We start from the raw sequence: 19,711 nt of genomic DNA on the forward strand, positions 1-19,711 counted from the left end.
TCCCTCACTTTATACTAGTTTAGGTTTATTCAATAAATATATATAATTTAGTAACTTTAGCACTTAATTGTATTTTAGATAGTAACCAATTCAACCAACTACTAACCATTAAATGCATCTAACATAAATACAACGTCATATTCCTCTATTACCTTTGACCAATCAATACGAAATGAGTTCCGTAAATCTACTTAAAACTACAAAATAGAAGGATGTAAACGAATACGGTAAGTATCCACCCACACCCTAAAAAGTCACATACTACCAACCAACATCTTCTCACTAAACTTAGTATTAGCAATCCCAACTAAAGTTTCTTTCAACTCATCAGCATTCATTTCAGGAAGAGTTTCAATAACCTCATAAAGCTCCCTCTTCCCCATCGGCACTGCCTTCCCAATAAAAATCTTCGGAAACACTTGCTCCTTCTGAACCTCATTATCATTTAACAGCTCTTCATACATTTTTTCACCTGGGCGTAACCCAGAGAATTTAATCCCAATTTCTTCTACTGAATATCCAGAAAGTGTAATAAGATTCTTTGCAAGATCCACAATCTTAACTGGTTCCCCCATATCTAACACAAATACCTCTCCGCCACGAGCCAATGCACCTGCTTGGATTACAAGTCTTGATGCCTCAGGAATCGTCATAAAGTATCTAGTAATATCAGGGTGTGTGACCGTTATAGGGCCTCCTGCTTGAATTTGCTTTTTAAATAATGGGATGACACTGCCACGACTTCCTAGTACATTTCCGAATCGGACTGCGACAAACTTTGTTTTACTTTCTTTCGCTAAGTTTTGAATAATCATCTCAGCAAATCTCTTCGTTGAACCCATGATGTTTGGAGGATTCACGGCCTTATCTGTTGAAATTAAGACAAAATTCTTCACACCAAGTGAATCAGCTGCTTCAGCTACATTTCGGGTGCCAAAAATATTATTCTTAACTGCTTCAGTTGGATTGTACTCCATTAATGGCACATGCTTATGTGCTGCTGCATGGTAAACAACATCCGGTTTGAATTGTGCCATCACATCAAAAATTCTTGTTCTATCTTGAATGTCAGCAATTATAGGGATAATTTCAAATTCAGAATGATACTTCCTACGCAATTCCATATCAATTGTATAAATACTGTTTTCACCATGTCCTAAAAGAAGCAGCTTTGATGGTGAAAATCGAGAAATCTGTCGGCATATTTCGGAACCAATCGAACCACCAGCACCAGTTACTAACACGGTCTTTCCTGTCAGCTTATCAGAAATCGATTCCATATCGAGCTCAATTGGCTCACGGCCTAATAAGTCCTCAACCTGAACATCACGAATATTATTGACAGACACCTTCCCTGTCACAAGGTCCTCAATCAACGGCAAAATCTTTGTCTTTGCCGTCGTCTTTGCACACTCATCATATATCTTCTTCATTTCCTGCTTAGTTATTGACGGAATCGCAATAACAATATTATCAATCCTATTTTCAACCACAATCTTTGGAATATCCTCACTGCGCCCTTTGACTTCAATCCCAAAAATCTGCAGTTTATGCTTAAACGGATCATCATCCACGAACGCAACTGGATAAAGATCTGCATGCTCGTTCTTCAACAGTTGCCTCGCAACCATCGTACCAGCAGAACCTGCTCCCACAATTAAAGTGCGCTTCTTATTCGGATTTGGCGAAATGTAATGATCCCGGAACACCCGCCAAGAAAAACGCGAACCTCCGATTAACAGCACATGTAACATCCAAGTAATCCCAAGCACCCGCACATAAACATTTTGATAACCGACTAATTGAACAACTGCTGTCAAAGCAATCGAAAAGGTTACGGCTTTAACAATCGCGGTTAACTCTCCCACACTGGCATATTCCCATGCCTTCTGGTACAAGCGATAAATAGATGCAAATAAATGATGGCTGAATAATAATGTAATCGCACTGATCCACAACATTGGCATTGTATACACATTCATGTAAGGATGTAAAATATAATAGCCGATAAAAATAGCCGTTAACACAATCGCAGAATCCAAAATTACTAACAATGGCAACCGCTTTTTATAGCTCACTGGCATTCCCTTCTTTATCTCGTTTTTTTCAGCGAAGGTAGATGCTTAAGCATCCACCTTTTCCGTAGATCTACTTTTCACGATTTGCTCTAAATACTCCAACAACTCATCCTTGATCTCTTCATTCTGCAAAGCAAACTCCACCGTCGTCTTCACAAACCCAAACTTCTCCCCAACATCATACCGCTTGCCTTCAAAGTCATACGCAAACACACGCTGAATTCGGTTCAATTCCTGAATCGCATCTGTCAATTGAATCTCACCGCCAGCGCCCTTTTCCTGCTTGTCCAAAAACATAAAAATCTCTGGTGTAAGAACATAACGGCCCATAATCGCCAAATTAGAGGGCGCTGTTCCTTGCACAGGCTTCTCAACAAAATTCCGCACCTGAAAACGTCTGCCGTCTGCAGCTAACGGATCAATAATTCCGTAGCGATGTGTCTCATGGTCCGCTACAGTCTGTACACCAATAATTGATGAACGAGTTTCATCATATTGATCCATCAACTGTCTCAGGCAAGGTGTATCACTTTGAACTATATCATCACCAAGTAGAACAGCAAACGGCTCGTCCCCAATAAAGTTACGGGCGCACCAAACCGCATGTCCAAGTCCTTTTGGTTCCTTTTGGCGAATATAATGGATGTTTGCTAGATTAGAAGAATACTGGACCTTCTCTAACAAATCCAATTTTCCTTTTTCCAGTAGATTGTGTTCCAGCTCAGGAGCATTATCAAAATGATCTTCAATCGAACGCTTTCCTTTTCCTGTCACAATAATAATATCCTCAATCCCAGAAGCAACCGCCTCTTCAATGATATATTGAATCGTCGGCTTATCAACAATCGGCAGCATTTCCTTCGGCATTGCCTTCGTAGCCGGTAAAAAACGGGTTCCCAACCCTGCTGCCGGGATAATCGCTTTACGAACCTTTTTCACATAATCCCCTACTTTCTTTTATATAATAAAAAATTAGTTTTTAATGATAAAACACACAACCTATGTTCTCTCATTAAACACTAATTTACTTAGAAAAAGACTCCTCTATCAAATAATTATAATAACGGGCATCCAACCCACCCTCACATCGCACTCCCGACAACAGGTGTCTAAGGACTCTCGATGAAAGCCCCACAGCGCAACCGAGTACCTCCATTGATAACGGACAGGAGACATCGCCAAATGCTATTCATATGTCTGTTCTAGTTGTTTAGAATCCTACAGAATAACATTGACAAAAAATTATAAGATCTTAATAACATAGGAATATCGAACGTTTCATTCAATAAACCTAAGAGTTCATTATCTTCTATTCATACAAATGCAATCAAAATAGTTCAATCCTTTAACTAATCAAAGCTTAAGAGGGACCTAACCGTGCACTGCTCAAGTGCTCCTTTAAAAAAGCCCCAGAAACTTTTTCCGTACCACACGCTCAGGAATCTCCCGATAAACATTCTTCCCTTGCACCAATAACTCAGCATTCTCTCTAAACAAATAAACCATATCAACCCCGTAGCTCTTCTCCACCATATCCATCGTCTCTGCCATTTTAAACGTGCGATTATGAACATTGTGAGCATCTGAAGCAATAAAATGGGTCAAGTTGGCCTCAATCAACTGATGGGAAAATTTCTTAATTTTTTTACCAAAATATCCGCAAAGACTGCCTGCAGTCACCTGGGTGAGTGTTCCACTTTTCACAAACTTATATAACAAATCCGGATTCTCAATAATTTCCTGATTTCTTTCTGGGTGAACGATAATGGGAATGAGCCCTTCTGTTTGGATCTCATATAGTAACGTTTCTGCATAACGAGGGACATGTCCTGAGGGAAATTCAATAAAAAGATACGACGTCTCTCCCAAAGGAAGTATTTTCCCACCTGACAAGTAATCCTCTAGGATTTCACCATAAATACGGGTCTCTTGTCCAGGTAATATCGTAAGCGGGATTCCTTCATTGGAAAGGTGCTGATTTAGTTCAGCTACCCTTTTCAATATAAAAGTTTTTTCGTTATCCCATTGACGATTTTTATGATGGGGAGTAGCAATGATCGTATGGATCCCTTCACGTACTGCTTCCTTTGCCATATCCATCGATTCATCCATATCCTTTGCACCGTCATCAACACCGGGCAATATATGACAATGAATATCAATCATTTCCCTCTCCCCATTTCTATTTCAAAAAATTTAATGATTATTGCCGTAGTAGTAATAATAATTGTTGCTTTGCAATTTTTTATTATTTAACACAACACCGATAATATGGCTATTAGCCGCTGCTAGTAATTCTTTAGCTTTTACAGCCTGTTCTGTTTCTGTCTTTCCACTGCTTACAACCAAAATGGTTCCATCACATTTACTCGCCATAATTTGCGCATCCGTGACAGCTAATAATGGAGGGGTATCATAAAGAACCACATCAAAATCATCTTGAACCTGCTCCATAAAAAGCTCCATTGCCTTAGACCCTAGCAATTCGGCTGGATTCGGCGGAATGGGCCCGCTCGTTAATACATACAAATTTTCCTCAAGGGATTCCTTGATGACATCTTCTAATTTTGACTGCTTTGTAAGAGCGCTGCTCAATCCAAATGTATTGGTAATATTGAATGAATAATGCACAGTGGGCTTTCTTAAATCAGCATCGACTAGCAGAACCTTCTTCCCTTGCTGAGCAAAGGCAACGGCCAGATTCGCAACAGTTGTTGACTTTCCTTCAGAAGGACCTGCAGATGTCACAACGATTGTTTTCATTTCCTTATCAACAGAGGAAAATTGAATATTCGTTCTAATCGTCCGATATTGTTCCGAAATTGGTGACTTTGGATCCTTACTTGTAATTAAACTTCTTTTTAGTTCAGTTGCTTTCTTTTTTATCTTTTTATTAAGAGCCAAGAGACTCACCCCTAACTTTAGCATGGTGTTTCCCTCTACCAGCCTTCTCATTTTTCTTGCCCGTAGAATCCATTGTAGCAATCACACCAAGAACAGGCAGGCCTAACAGGTTTTCAATATCTTGTTCATTTTTAATCGTGTTATCTAAGTACTCTAGTAAAAAGGCTAATCCAACACCAGCCATTAAACCAACCACTAAAGCGATGGCTATATTTAATAATGGCTGCGGCTTAATTGGTGCTTGGTTTTCAGCAACAGTAGCCTTTGCTAAAATACTCACATTGTCCACATTCATTATACTGACGATTTCTTTTTGAAATACGTCTGCTGTCGTATTCGCGATTTCTGCCGCCAATTGTGGGTCAGGATCTTGAACAGATACATTTACGACCTGTGAATCCTTTTCACTTTGAACAGTGATTTTTCCATTTAATTCACTAACCGACATTTCCTTGCTCAGCCGCTCTGCCACTTTATCTAATATCGCAGGGCTCTTGATAATCACATTATAGGTATTAATTAATTGTAGATTGGTTTGAACTTCATTTGAATTATATAAGGCTGCTTGATCACTTTTTTCTTGGTTTACAAGCAACTGGGTTGAGGCCTGATAAATTGGGGTAATAATAAAGTAACTCACTATCCCGCTAATCATCACAGCAATGACGGTGATCACCACGATTAAACTAAGCCGTTTTCTTAACGTCTGAAAAAGTTCCCTTAGACTGATTGTTTCTTCCATTTTGTCCTCCTAGTTTATTCACTGTAAGAAATCTTACAAGAGTATACATATATAAAGTTAATCTATTAGCACAATATACCGTTCACCTTCCAAAATATTGCAGGATAATTATACCATAATATATTGCCTTTTTTACTTTATACTGACATACTTTTAAATAAGTAAATCTTTTTTTCATGCTAACTCTTATTTTTTTACTAATGTTATTCTAACATAAAAAGCACTTATATTTTAATAACAATATTTTCATAGGATTTACTTGGTAAGATTACAACAATATTCATATTGGAGGAAAGTTGATATGAAGAGGATTATACCAATCTTGTTAATCATCGTTTGTGTGGCAACCCTATATTTCGGTCAGGCTAATTGGAATAAGAAGACCGCTATTTCAACCACAACTGCGGCTGTTAAAGAAGGTCAACCAAATGTGCACGATGCTCATCCATCTGTATGGGAAACTCTTCTCCCCAATACAAAAAACTGGCCAGTTGAAAGCACGAATACCTTTCAAGCCAGTATACAAAAAGAAAAACCCTTCAAAATCGTATTCTTAGGTTCCGATTCACTTGGAAATGGAAAAGATTCATGGCCAGAAATCGTTACAACAGCGTTAAAAGAAACGTTCCATGATTATATTAATGTCAATACTCTTCAGTATGATCTCACTTCTTCTGAATATGTTAAGCAAAACCTGCAATCTGAACTCATAAAAGAACAACCCGATCTTATCATTTTTGAACCATTCACATTAAATGATAATGGAGTGGTCAAGATTGAAGATTCGTTAGACAATCTTTCCACCATCATCCAAGATGTTCAGGCAGATAATCCAAAAGCTGTCTTTATTTTACAGCCCCCGCATCCATTATACAATGCGACTTTTTATCCGAAACAGGTAGAGTTGCTTAAGGACTATGCTAAGGACCACGGGATTGTTTATTTAGATCATTGGGAGGTTTGGCCGGATTCTGAGTCGATAGAGATTAAGGAGTATTTGGTGGAGGATCAAACGCAGCCAAGTGTGAAGGGTCATGAGTTGTGGGCTGGGTATTTGGTGGATTATTTGGTAGGTGGGGATTGATTTGGATATGTAAAGGCCGAAGGGGGTCAATGGGTGGCTTCTTTCAACTTTTTTTATGGACAAAGTGTTGATTTGCTAGAAGAATAGATGAATAAAGCTCTAAGAGAAAAGTAAAGTGTACCCTTTGTAAAGGACATTTTTAAAAAAGCCTAGGCTGTTTTAAGAAGATGATCTCTGTATTGAACAGGGGTCTTTAAATTCTCAGTTGCTATATCTATTATGATTCTATCGGAAACTTTGTATGCTAAAATTTCATTGGTGGATCATCTTTAATTGTTGATAAGTACGCCTTTTTACCTTTCCCATAAAATAAATATGTAATATCCGCAATTAATACCTTACTGGGTATACCTTGTTTGAAATTTCTATTCAACAAATCGGGTAAAATTCTATGTTCATGGGTAGCTTTCATCATTCTTTTGTATGGATTCGCTCTCCTAATTGGGCAAATAATCCCGAACTTTTTCATGATTCTTCGAATGCGCTTAAGGTTATATATAATATTGAATTGACCTACTAAAGTCATTTTGATTTGTCGAGCACCTTTTTTACGACCTTTAAAGTAAAATGCTTTTAATACGACTTTTTTCAATGCCATATCTTGTTTCTCACGTTGTTCCCGTCGTTTCTGAGAGCGTATGGAGAAATAATTATAGTACCAGGAGCGTGATATTCCAGCGATATCGCATAAATGCCTGATTCTATTTTTAAGTTTGTATTTTTCAATTCACAAGATCATAAATGAAAGAGAAATCAATAGCTGTCTCCATTTTCCGGACCAAATGGTCCGCAGGTACTAATTGGCCTAAAGCAACCATTTCGATTTGATTTCGTTGAATAGAATTGTGTTTTGAAAGTATAAATGTCACCTCAAATTTTCCATATTTCCATTTTAAAACAAAAAAGACTGTAGGAAAACACGATTTTCATCGAGTTTGTCTACAGTCTGAGAGGATTACTGATAATCAGTAATCCTCTTATCTTTAAATCTTAATATTTAAGTTTAAAGTATTATTATCTTACAGCTACACCATTAGCATCTTTTAATACTGTTTGTGTACCAAGAACAGTTACAACAGGAGTTGCAGCCGGAGTAGTAGTTAAAGTGAACTTAACTTGCTTAGCGTTTCCACTTACAGAAGTAAGGTCAGAAACATCAGTAGCAGTTAATGCAGTACCATTTACAGTAACATTGAATGCAACTAATGCATCAGTTGTAGCAGGTACTACTACATCTTCATTGAATGTTACATATACATCAGTTCCAAGAACTTGTACTGATTGGATAGTTGCAGCAGTGTTATCTTTTACAACTACAGTATGGTTAGAAGTAACGTTTGTATTACCAGCTTTATCTTGTACGTTAGATACAGTTAGAACTGCATTAGCACCAGCAGTTTGGTTACCAATGTTTACAGATCCTTCAGGAAGAACGATTTCTACAGTGTTCTTAGCTGTGCTAGTGAAGTAGATTTCTGTTCCAGCTGGTAGAGCTTTACCGTCTAAATTGTAGTTAGCAGCATTTAGTGCAGAAGTAGAAACTTCTTCAAGAGCTCCAGTTCCATTGTAGTATGCAACTGAGAATGTATTTGCAGCAGAAGCATTGCTTACTTGAGCTACTGGCTTAACAGTGTCAGTAGAAGAAGCTGTTCCAACTGTAAATGTTTGAGTTACAGCAGCAGATTTGTTTCCATAAGTATCTTGGAAGAATCCAGCTGGGATCGTAACTGTGTAAGTACCAGCTGCAATTGCAGTAGCACCAGTTACGAAGTCAACTTCGTAAACTTTGCTGTCTGAACCGTTAAGAGCAGTTTCACCGTCAACAACGTTGATTTTTACTCCATCAGAATTCTTAACAACGATGTTTGCATCTGAACCGTTAACTGTTAGAGCTTCGTCGAATGAGAATGCAACTTTAGTCTTGTCAGTTAGAACTTCAGATTTAACCAAAGCAGGAGCTTTAGTATCCTTAACAAATGTTACAGTTGTGATAAATTCAGCACTCTTATTACCAGTTGAGTCAACTAATGCTTCAGCAGCAAATAATAAGCTGAATGTTTCACTTGTAGAAGTACCAGCGAAGATTCCATCACCAGCAGTTGCTCCGTTTAGGTCAACTGAAAGTAGGTAAGTCTTACCAGTAGTATCAGTAAGGTCTTTAGTTAAAGTTACATCAGAGATTTCAGCACCCTTTTGAAGTTTAGCTGCAATTGTTGTACTAGTAATTGCTTCACTTAAAGTAACTTTTGCTGTGTTTTGACCAGTTACAGTTACACCAGCGATTTGTGGTTTACCACTATCAGAAGTTGGAACGATTACAGTACCGTTGAAAAGTGCAACTTCGTTAGCAACGTTAGCTGTATCTTTTGCACCAGCAATGTATAGGCTGTTAGTTGAACCAGCAGCTAAACCAGCAGCATTAATTGTAACCTTAGTTGCATCTGAAGCAATAGCAATGTCACCAGCAGCGACAGGTACGCCATTTACACGTACTACAGATGGTGCAGTACCGATTTCTTCAGAGTATTGAACAGTAATTACACCACTTGCATATGAAGTAGAAACTACTGTTGGAGCATCTGTATCAGTGTAAGTTAAGATTTCGCTGTACTTAACTGTGTTTACAACTGCACCATTTTTGTCTTTTGTAGTAGTAGCAACAGGGTTAACCACTAGTACTTGGTCTTCACCTTCCACGTCAGCAGCAAAAGTTACAGTTACAGATTTCTTATCTTCAGATAGAACAGCTGATGTAGCATCTACTCCATCTAATGTATAGTTTGCAACATCAGTTGCATCGTTAGTTAATGTAGCACTATTACCTTCTAATGCAGTGTTGAATTTAACAACAACTTGCTTAGCGTTAATCGCACTTACACTCTCAACCGCTGGAGCTTCAGGAGTTGGTTCGTACTTATCAGCTCTTAATAAGAACTGTGCGAAATCTCCACGTTTTGCATTGTCATAAGTTCCAAAAGTAGTAGCAGTAGTTCCGCTAGTTACTTTTGCATTTACTAAAGCTGAAACTGCAGTAGCATATTGTGAAGGCACGTCGTTAAATGCTAATGTATCGTTACTAGCTTTTAGATCATATGCTCTTTGGATCCAGATCGCAAGCTCACCACGAGTGATTAAAGCTTGAGAATCAAATGTAGTTGCAGTTTTTCCGCTAGTGATACCAGCTTCTTTAAGAGCATTTACTTCTTTTTCAGCACGAGCTGGAACGTCAGTAAAACCAGATGCAGGAGCATTATCAATATCAAGTTCTAATGCACGAGCAACCATAACAGCTGCGTCAACACGCTTAATGTTTTCGTATGTTCCGAAAGTAGTGTCAGATGTTCCTTTAATTCCTTTTGAAGTAAGGAATGATACTGCTTCTTCATATTGTGCAGGTACATCAGTAAAAGATGCTGCAAATACAGCTGGTGCTGCTACAGGAGCAACTACTGCTGCCGCTGCTGCGCCAGCAATAAATTTACGGTAAGATTTTGGTTGGTAAGCCATTGAGATATTTCCTCCCTTTTATGTTTGAAAAAGTATAAATAAGTTTATATATAGCTAATCAAAGAGTCTAGTATTTTACAAGATAAACAAATGTTTCCTCTAAAACCAGCCCCTCAACAAATATTAGTATAGAATTTTAATAGTATAATGTCAATGCTTTGCCCAAATCCTATTATTAACAGTTTTTCCCTTTGTTATTTAGTAAACTTTTCTAAAAATTCAACAAAATATTACAAAAATATAATAAATTTTTATCGACAGCTCTATTTATCTTTTAAAGTTTTCGTTATATTTCAGCATTTAAAATTTATATTATAATGAAGAAATTAGGTTTTGTTACTGATTTTATTATATAAATATATTAAATTACGCATTAATTCTTCTACTAATGAAGATTAAGCCTAATATTTTCTTATTTAAACTACCGAAGATGTCATAAGCAATTTTTAATGAAATCTCACTTATGCAAAACGACCTATTTCTTCAATTTTATCTATCGTTCTATTTACCTAATTCACACACACTATTATTTGTAATATTTTTCGCATTCTGTAATATAAAATTAATACATTTGTCATAAGGCTGCTTTTTATAATTAGATAAACGAATACACAATATAAACTCATTTTTTATATCATTCATTTTATAAATATAAAAAAAGGTTGGAAAGACCTCTGGTATATTATTTTCTAAGATTATTACAATAAACAACACAGTCGTATAAAAGAATCATACACCTGCGTTGTTTCTGGATGTCCCTACCGTATGACGAAAAAATTCTATATGTAAGTATAAAATCAACATCTTTATCCCATCGAGCTTGGAACACCTTCTCCATTTGGTGTTTCTTCCTCTTTAACTCCACTCTCTTCTGGAATTGAATCTGGATTTTCTCCATTACTCGCCTCTAAGTTCTCTTCAACTTTTGAGCCTAGTGTCTCGTCAAGAATTGGATCAGGATTAGTATCTACTTTTTGACTATTCTCTTCTTTTTTAACATCAGCGTTTTCTTCATTATCTTCTTTTACCATAGCAGTAAATCCAATTTGGAATGCGACCACCTTGTTACCAAACCCGTCAGTAAGAACTTCAGTACCCGAATAATGTGGATCATAGAAAAGAGTAGTCGTACTATTGTTAAATGCCACTTCTGGGAATGTTAGTATTAATTTTTTTCCATCCTTTGTTACTGAATTCGCCGAATAAGCGTCACCCTCATGTCTAATACGGAAATCTCCAGCTTCGAAATGATGTACTTCCTTACCAAACGTAATTTCAACCTGATCACTGGTTCCATTGTTGTTTGTATCTTGTGCGATGATTGATTCAATATCGGCTGTATAGCTGAAAGGAAGCTCCACTTCTACATAGTCAGTGTATACATATACCGAGTTGCTCTCATATCCGACATCAGGGTACAAGACTGCGGATCCCTTTACTTTTACGGTAGAAATCCCTTCTACTGCTTGTGCCAAAAGAGTCACCGTACTGACCGGTGTGTCTCCTGAAATTGTTACACGGCCGCCTACTTCAATTGTAACTATATCATCATTATTAACTGCACCCATTGCATGGGTTAATTCTAAATTACTTAAAAATGATGTATTTATTTCTACAGGATGTGTACCTGTATTGATAACTTCAAACGTTACATGTGCTTTTACTTCTTTCCCTAGATTGAATACTTTGCCGCTTTGATTAAGTATGGTCAGTTGGAAAATTTTCTCTCCCATATAATTATCCTGAATGACCGATAATTCTGCTCCAAGAATCCCGTTGTCCACTCGAGCAGGCTGAAAATTGGTTGGTTCTACCAAGCTTTGGTCTGATATTGGCTCTCCGCTTTCGAGCGTTCCAGGTTGATCATTATTGGCAAAGTTTTGGTCAATCCATACAATTGGTTTGGCGGAGACATTTATACTTTTACTTGCCAAAACAAAAGATGCTTCGCCATTATAGTCCAATCCGACTTGACCTTGCGTTAGATGTTTACCTGCTGCATTTTTGAAGTCAACAAAATAAGCACCATATGGTTCATTCCCTAACTTTCCGTCAAGCAGCTCGTCGATTCCAACGTTTACAGTGCCGCCTGCATAAGGGGTGCCATCTGGTTTTGTCACTTTGATTTTATACTTTCGACCATTATGCTCAGTTATTAGTCCATTTTCATCCATGTCCGCTATTGCCGCATAATTAGTTCTTTGACCTTCAACCGTTATTTGGTAAGGTGTGATCGTAAATGTTACGGGTGCTGCTTTGGTATGGTATTCTATTTCTTCAAAGCGGCTATTCTGAGTTTCTATCTTGATGCCGCCTTTTGTATCCCATTCTTGGTTACTTCCATCTAAAAAGACTATTGGCGTTACTGTTGCATTTATCCCCGTGATAGTAAAGGTTGCTTTCCCCATTTTATCTGTCTTGATTTCAATTTCTGCTTCATAGCCATCCTTTGACTGATAAGGAATAGTGAATTGGCCATGACCATTGGTTACCACGACATTTCTTTGTGGACCGAAGTTCGTTTCAAGATTTTCAGCGAATGTCACATTTAATACTGCGTTTTCAATTGGTTCCTCTGAAACAGGGTTTATGAGAGTGACTGTATATGTTTTTGCTTGACCGTTTACCAATGTGTTGCCTTGTTCGTCTCCCTCAATTGTTATTGGAGTGATGACTGGTTCCGGCTCTTTAAAATGGGCACGATAAAGCATGGCGGAAAAGTCACCGCGATTGAGTGGATCATGATAACCGAATGTTCCATTTTCTTTACCAATAGTTATACCAGCCTCAGCAATCGCCGCAACATAGGGCGCTAAAATGGCGTTAGGGTTTACATCTGGAAAGTCGGTTTCACTTCCTTTTATAGGGAGATCAAAAGCATTTGCGATATATTTAGCCATTTGAGCACGGGTGACAGTTTCATGAGGATGAAAGAATTCTTCTGAAAATCCGCTAAGAATATCAAGTTTCACCAATTTTGCAATGGCTTCTCTCATTTCTGTATTAGCATTTTGTAAATCAGTAAAGCTATTGTCTGGTATATTATTACCGTTTAACAAACCCAAAGTACGAGCAACCATCACAGCTGCATCCCCACGTGATATATGCTGATAGGGTCTGAATGTTCCATCTTCAAACCCTCTAATAACCTTTTGTTCAGCTAATACTAATATGGATTCTTTGTGTGTATTATCATCTATATCCGAAAAGCCTGCTGCATGTACGACAGGTATACAATAATAACCAACCAATGCAACTACTACTGCTCCGGCTACAAAAGGACGATACAACTTTGGTTGGTAAGCCATTTTAAAAATCCCCCCCTTATTCTATTAATATCCTAATTATATTGGATGATCTTTTTATACTAACTTTGAATGTTGAACTTACTATTATCATTCATTCAATAATTATTAGTATAGGATTTTCGTAGAATAACATCAACTTTATATTTTAAATAATCCGATTTTTATAATAAATTACAATTTATGAAATTTCCCCATAATTTTAGAAGGCACATTCTTCTTGGTTTGAGTGTTATACCTAATTAAGGTTTTGGCATAAAGCCAAAGATTGTCTTCTATAAATTTAGTATTTAACAAACGAAAAAAGAACCCATCGCATTTTGCGACAGGCTCTTATTATAGATTCCTAATTACTTAGGATTTACTTCGTAAGATCCGTTATTACCGTTATCAGTTACGATAAACGCACGGGTTACATTGCCAAATCCATCAGAAAGTGCTTTTGATCCAGAGAAGCTTGGATCATAATATAATCTAGTATCAACAAGTCCAATTGTTGGATTTGGATCGCCGATTCCAGGGTTCTCTTCGACTTTAAGAACAATTTTTGTTTTATCATCTTTTGTAAGATCATTAGTCTTCTTACCATAAACCGCACTAATAGCTGGCTGGTTAAGATCTGTTGATCCTAAGAATAGACGGAAGTCACCTGCTTCAACAGTATTGATATCTACTTCCTTATCAAAAGAAAGTGTGATTTCATCAATATTTCCATCTAAGTTTGTATCTCTCTCAAGAACTCCTACTACTTTTGGAGCATAATTAGAGTTACTTAACTCATATGATTTAGATTCAGAATATACATATACATTCTTACTTTCGTTTCCAGCATTATCATCGACAACTGCACTCGCTTTTACGCTAGCGCTAGATTTCCCACCAAGTGCATATATAGCAATTTGGGCACTGTTGTTTGGATCATACCATTTAGCGTAATCGATATTACCAGTGATTGTTACACGCCCGCCTACTTGAATCTCTACTACTCTGCCATCGCTTGTACCTGTAAGAGTAGCCCAATCAGCAAGTTGTGCATCTTGTAAAGCTGGGTTGATTAGGTATTCAGCTGTGTGTACACGAATTGGATTTCCGCCAGTGTTGATAATTTCATAAGTAACAGTGGCATCTTTCTCATCAAAACTACCACCAGCAGGAGGTAAGAATGGTGTTCCACTTTGGTTTAGAATTGTAAAGTTGAAGCCTTTCACATCTTCAATGTTTTTCCAGTAATCTGTTGGTGCTTTGAATTTTGTTCTCGCTGCATATGATAATTCAGTTACTTCTAATTTTGATCCAAGTGAACCATTATCAACACGAGATGGTTGGAAGTCTGTTACAGGTATATTTGTACGAACTGAAGTTGGTTCTCCTTTATCATATACTTGATCGCGATCGTTATTATCAAAGTTTTGGTCAACCCAGATAAATGGTCTAGCCGCATCTCCAGCTCTTGTACTTGCTAATACAAATGTAGCTTCACCGTTTTGATCTAGTCTAACTGTACCTTGTTTAGTTGCAGTCAAATTATAGTTTGCATCGTCAGTTCCAATTACTTTCGTGATTGCGTTGTCAAGAAGACCTCCTGACTTTGTAGCAAGGAACGCTGATCTTGGCGCTGTACCCAATTCACTATTAATATATTCATCAATACCAACGTTTACAACTCCGCCTTTATATGGTGTACCATCTGGCTTTAATACTTTAACTGTAAATTCACGGCCATTTAGAACTGAGATTTCTGCCTTTTTCAATTCTCTATTTTTATAAATTTCAGTTACTGCAGCATCATCTGTTCTCTTAGGAGTAACTTCAATCTTATATTGAGTTACACCAAATGTAACAGGTTTTGCTTGTGTATAAAGTTCAGTGTTTTGCTCGAAACGACCATTAACCGTTTCAATAATTGGACCGCCATTTGTATCCCATTTTTGATTGCTTCCGTCAAGGAATGCAACTGGAGTAACTGTTGCGTTTGTACCGCTGATAGTGAAAGTAGCTACACCATTTTTGTCTGTTTTAATTTGAGCAACTGCTTCTTGACCTTGTTTTTCTTGGTAAGGGATCACTTTTTTACCAGTTACAGGGTTCATAACTGTAACTTCACGACGTTGACTGCTATCTGTGTCAATGTTCTCTAAGAATGTAACATTAACTGTCACATTTTCAACTGGAAGCTTAGAGTTAGGGTTAACAACCTTAACTTGGTATGTTTTTTCAGATCCGTTTGTTAAAGAATTTCCTGGTGTGTTAGAAGCTTCAGTGATTGTAATAGGATTAGCATTTGGTGTTGGTTTGATAGGATCTCCAGGATTACCTGTACCTGGTTCTTTAGCTATTTCAGCTCTATAGATAATACCAGCAAAGTCACCACGTCTTAGGTTATCACCATAACCAAAGTTACCATTTGCTTTACCTGCTACGATATTGTGGTCTGCTAAAACATCAACATATGCTGCTAAAGCTGAATTCTCATTTACATCAGGGAATTTTGTAATTCCGTCAGCTGGCTCATAGCCATATGCTAAGGCAATATACTTGGCTGCTTGAGCTTTCGTTACTTTATCATAAGGACGGAAAGTGTCATCATTGAATCCACTAACGATTCCTTTGTCTGCTAATTTTACAATTGCTTCATAAGCAGCTTGGTTTTCACTTACATCACTGAATGGGTTAGATGGAATATTTTTACCATCAAGTAAACCAAGAGCGCGAGCTACGATGATTGCAGCTTCACCACGATTGATTTGAGCGTATGGACGGAATGTTCCATCTTCATATCCGCTGATGATTCCTTTGTCTACTAACGCAGAGATTGCTGCGTTATGAGTTGTGCTGCTATCTACATCAGAAAAACTTGCTGCGCCAGCAACACCTGCAAAAGAAGATGCTACAACTGCTGCAGTTGCAGCTCCAGCAATAAATTTACGGTAAGATTTAGCCATTGAGATATTTCCTCCCCTTATTTGAAAAAAGTATAAATATAATCAAAGCCATTCTAAGAGTCTATTAATTTGGTAATTTATGTAACTCCTAAAAGCAGCTTGACATCGAGTTTCAGTATAGAATTTTATCTGAATATTGTCAATATTCATTTATTTAAAAATTCTATATTTTACAAATCTTTACAATGTATTTATAATTGATTTTATAAAGATTTGTATAATAAATAAAAAGCTCCTACGTCTCGTGAAAACTCTTTACATATGTACCTGCTAGAAGGATGAAACATATGTTTTATACACAATAACTTGTCCTCATTAGTAGAATTCGGCTTCGTTTTTTGTGCCTTTTAAAGAACAATAGGAATATAATGAATATCACAACTTTTTTTATTTATCTGTCCTCATTATAAGGTAGGATTATTGATATATCAACGATAAGTTATCGACAAACATGCAGCATTTACTTCTTAAGCAATAGATATTTAGTCATTTTTCTGTCGGTAATGATAGTAATTATGTCGAAAAATTGTTCTTTTAGAAGAACCTTTGTCATTATTTGCTATCGTTTTTGGGACTGTTGTATGATTTTTACAGCATTAACATAAAATAGTAAAAATTTACTTATTTTTCTTATCTATTATAGAAAGAGTACTATCAGACCTACTTTTATTTATGGATTTAATCTACGCTTTGCATCCCGCTAGAAGTAGTGCTGAAAGTCCTTACAATAAATGCTATACTAATGCAAGATAATGGATTGAATGGCGAGGAGAGAAAAAGATATGCTTGGTTACTTGAAAAAGCTTACTGGCGATAAGCAAACGAAACAATTGAATACCTATCATAAAAAGGTTCAGCAGATAAACAAGCTTGAGCCTGAGATTGAAAAATTAACGGATGACCAGCTTAAAGCAAAGACTACTTATTTTAAAGAGCAGCTTGAAAACGGAAAATCCGTCCTTGATATACAAGTTGAAGCCTTTGCCGTTGTCCGCGAAGCTGCGAAACGAGTTGTTGGCATGCGTCATTTCGATGTCCAGCTGATTGGCGGCATGGTCCTTTCAGAGGGAAATATTGCCGAGATGCCGACAGGTGAAGGGAAAACGCTTGTTGCTTCATTATCTAGTTATTTACGCGCCCTTGAAGGAAAAGGAGTTCATGTTATTACGGTGAACGACTACCTTGCCAAACGCGACCGTGATCTAATCGGTGGGATCCATGAATTTCTCGGTTTGACGGTTGGATTGAATTTACCGATGATGGATCCTGTGGAGAAAAAGGCTGCATACCAGGCTGACATTACATATGGGGTTGGAAATGAATTTGGCTTTGACCATTTGCGTGACCATATGGCCTACGATCCTGACCAGCGAGTGCAAAGACCCTATCATTACGCGATTATTGATGAAGCGGACAGCGTACTGGTGGATGAGGCCAAAACGCCGCTTATTATTGCAGGAAAAACTGGTGTCAGTAACGAGTTAAGCTACTTGTGTGCCCGAGTGATTAAGACATTTAAAGAAGATGAAGATTTTCTTTTTGACCCAGAAACAAAATCTACCAATTTTACAGAAGAAGGAATCACTAAAATTGAACGCGGGTTTGATATTGATAACCTTTATGATCTTGAGCATCAAACTCTCTATCATTATGTCATCCAGGCCTTACGGGCGCACATTATGTTTAAGAGAGATGTTGATTATATTATAAAGGAAGGAAAAGTTTTGCTTGTTGATGCGTTCACCGGCCGGACAATGGAAGGACGCTCCCTAAGCAACGGGCTGCATCAGGCGATTGAGGCAAAAGAAGGTCTGGAGCTGACTGAAGAAAATAAGACACAGGCTTCGATTACGATTCAAAACTATTTCCGCCTCTACCCTGTTCTTGCTGGGATGACCGGGACAGCGAAAACGGAGGAAAAAGAGTTCCAGGAAATCTATTCGATGAATGTGATTCAGATCCCGACGAATCGGCCTATTATGAGGAAGGATTTGCTTGATCAGGTGTATGATACGATTGAGAATAAATATAAAGCTGTTGCTCGGAGGGTTAAGGAGCTGCATGAGAAGGGACAGCCTGTTTTGATTGGGACTACTTCTATCCTGCAGTCTGAGGAGATCGCTGATTATTTGCGTGAAGAGGGCCTTGGTTTCGAGGTCTTAAATGCCAAAACAGTTGAACAGGAAGTGCAGTTAATTTCGCTTGCCGGACAGAAGGGTCGGATAACAGTTGCAACAAATATGGCCGGACGTGGTACAGATATTATGCTTGGTGAAGGCGTTGCTGAGCTTGGCGGTCTTTATGTGATTGGAACCGAACGAAATGAATCACGCCGGATTGACAACCAGTTGAAGGGTCGTTCAGGACGTCAGGGAGATCCTGGTACCTCTGAGTTCTTTTTATCGCTTGAAGATGATTTAGTTAAGCGCTTTGCACATGAGGAAGTTGAGAAGTTAAAGAAGAAATTAAAAGTTGATGCGGAAGGCAGAGTTTTAAATGATAAAATGATTGAGTTTTTCGATCGGACGCAGCGAATTTGTGAAGGCTCTGGCTATTCGATTCGTGAATACAACATTAAGCTTGATGATGTGTTGAATATGCAGCGCAGCACTGTTTATGAATTACGGACACGGATACTCGAAGGTCGGGATTTGGTTCCGCTGATTAAATCTTCGGTTGAGTCTTATGTGAAGAGTGAGATTGAGTATATCTGTTCTGAAGAGATCATACCTGAGAATTGGGAGCTCGGTATACTGGTTAAGCATTTATCGTCAGTGCTGCCTGGAAGTGATTTATCTGCTATAGTTGATATAATGGATAAAAATAGGATTATGGATATCGTGACGGCGGAGCTTGAGAAGTATTTTGCGCGACTGGATGAGATTACGGAAAATCCAGGGGTTCTTTCAGCATTCCCAAGATATATCCTTGCTGCCGTTGACCATCATTGGCTGGCACATCTCGAGGCAATGGAGCGGCTGAAAGAAGGAATCGGCTTACGAAGCTACAGCCAGGAGGATCCAATGCGCCAATACGGACGCGAGGGATACGCGTTATTTACGGACATGTATCATTTAATAGAAAAAGAAATCGGAGTTCAATCGGCTGCGATTGTACGAGCTGTTGAAAATCAGATCGGGAGGGAATAA

At 37.9% G+C, this 19,711-nt stretch carries 10 protein-coding genes and 1 pseudogene; 2 read left to right on the top strand and 9 right to left on the bottom strand.

The annotated features are described in order from the left end of the window. Nucleotides 1-254 precede the first annotated feature (254 nt). The 5 genes from R4Z09_RS26290 to R4Z09_RS26310 all read right to left on the bottom strand — a co-directional run bounded on the left by R4Z09_RS26290 (nucleotide 255) and on the right by R4Z09_RS26310 (nucleotide 5,724). Entirely contained in the window at nucleotides 255-2,078 is a 1,824-nt protein-coding gene (locus R4Z09_RS26290; RefSeq protein ID WP_338449644.1) for a nucleoside-diphosphate sugar epimerase/dehydratase, read from the bottom strand. A gap of 45 nt (nucleotides 2,079-2,123) precedes the next feature. Then, nucleotides 2,124-3,017 (bottom strand): UTP--glucose-1-phosphate uridylyltransferase GalU, encoded by an 894-nt coding sequence (galU, locus tag R4Z09_RS26295; RefSeq protein ID WP_338449645.1) that lies wholly within the window; start codon nucleotides 3,015-3,017, stop codon nucleotides 2,124-2,126. Nucleotides 3,018-3,476: 459 nt separating this feature from the next. Then, the gene (locus R4Z09_RS26300) at nucleotides 3,477-4,244 is read right to left on the bottom strand and encodes a tyrosine-protein phosphatase (RefSeq protein WP_338449646.1); all 768 of its coding nucleotides are present in this window, start codon (nucleotides 4,242-4,244) and stop codon (nucleotides 3,477-3,479) included. A gap of 30 nt (nucleotides 4,245-4,274) precedes the next feature. Next, the gene (locus tag R4Z09_RS26305) at nucleotides 4,275-4,982 is read right to left on the bottom strand and encodes a CpsD/CapB family tyrosine-protein kinase (protein WP_338449647.1); all 708 of its coding nucleotides are present in this window, start codon (nucleotides 4,980-4,982) and stop codon (nucleotides 4,275-4,277) included. Next, complete coding sequence (locus R4Z09_RS26310; RefSeq protein ID WP_338449648.1) at nucleotides 4,972-5,724, bottom strand: YveK family protein; 753 nt, start codon at nucleotides 5,722-5,724, stop codon at nucleotides 4,972-4,974. The genes R4Z09_RS26305 and R4Z09_RS26310 overlap by 11 nt, the downstream gene beginning before the upstream one ends. Nucleotides 5,725-6,025: 301 nt before the next feature. Between R4Z09_RS26310 and R4Z09_RS26315 the strand changes: the two genes are divergently transcribed. Continuing rightward, nucleotides 6,026-6,808, top strand: a complete 783-nt coding sequence (locus R4Z09_RS26315; RefSeq protein WP_338449649.1) for an SGNH/GDSL hydrolase family protein — start codon at nucleotides 6,026-6,028, stop codon at nucleotides 6,806-6,808. Nucleotides 6,809-6,999: 191 nt separating this feature from the next. On the opposite strand, the pseudogene R4Z09_RS26320 reads toward R4Z09_RS26315, so the two are convergent. From R4Z09_RS26320 to R4Z09_RS26335, 4 genes and pseudogenes are all read right to left on the bottom strand, one after another. Then, nucleotides 7,000-7,535: pseudogene (locus R4Z09_RS26320) on the bottom strand (IS3 family transposase); the annotation flags it as partial. A 287-nt stretch (nucleotides 7,536-7,822) separates the two neighbouring features. Further along, complete coding sequence (locus R4Z09_RS26325; RefSeq protein WP_338449651.1) at nucleotides 7,823-10,315, bottom strand: S-layer homology domain-containing protein; 2,493 nt, start codon at nucleotides 10,313-10,315, stop codon at nucleotides 7,823-7,825. Nucleotides 10,316-11,121: 806 nt separating this feature from the next. Continuing rightward, complete coding sequence (locus R4Z09_RS26330; RefSeq protein WP_338449652.1) at nucleotides 11,122-13,623, bottom strand: S-layer homology domain-containing protein; 2,502 nt, start codon at nucleotides 13,621-13,623, stop codon at nucleotides 11,122-11,124. 347 nt (nucleotides 13,624-13,970) lie between these two features. After that, nucleotides 13,971-16,562 (bottom strand): S-layer homology domain-containing protein, encoded by a 2,592-nt coding sequence (locus R4Z09_RS26335; RefSeq protein ID WP_338449653.1) that lies wholly within the window; start codon nucleotides 16,560-16,562, stop codon nucleotides 13,971-13,973. Nucleotides 16,563-17,344: 782 nt separating this feature from the next. Here R4Z09_RS26335 and secA2 point away from each other — a divergent pair. After that, nucleotides 17,345-19,711, top strand: a complete 2,367-nt coding sequence (gene secA2 / locus R4Z09_RS26340) for an accessory Sec system translocase SecA2 (RefSeq protein WP_338449654.1) — start codon at nucleotides 17,345-17,347, stop codon at nucleotides 19,709-19,711.

The sequence above is a fragment of the Niallia oryzisoli genome (assembly GCF_036670025.1).
Taxonomy (GTDB): Bacteria; Bacillota; Bacilli; order Bacillales; family Cytobacillaceae; genus Bacillus_BD; species Bacillus_BD oryzisoli.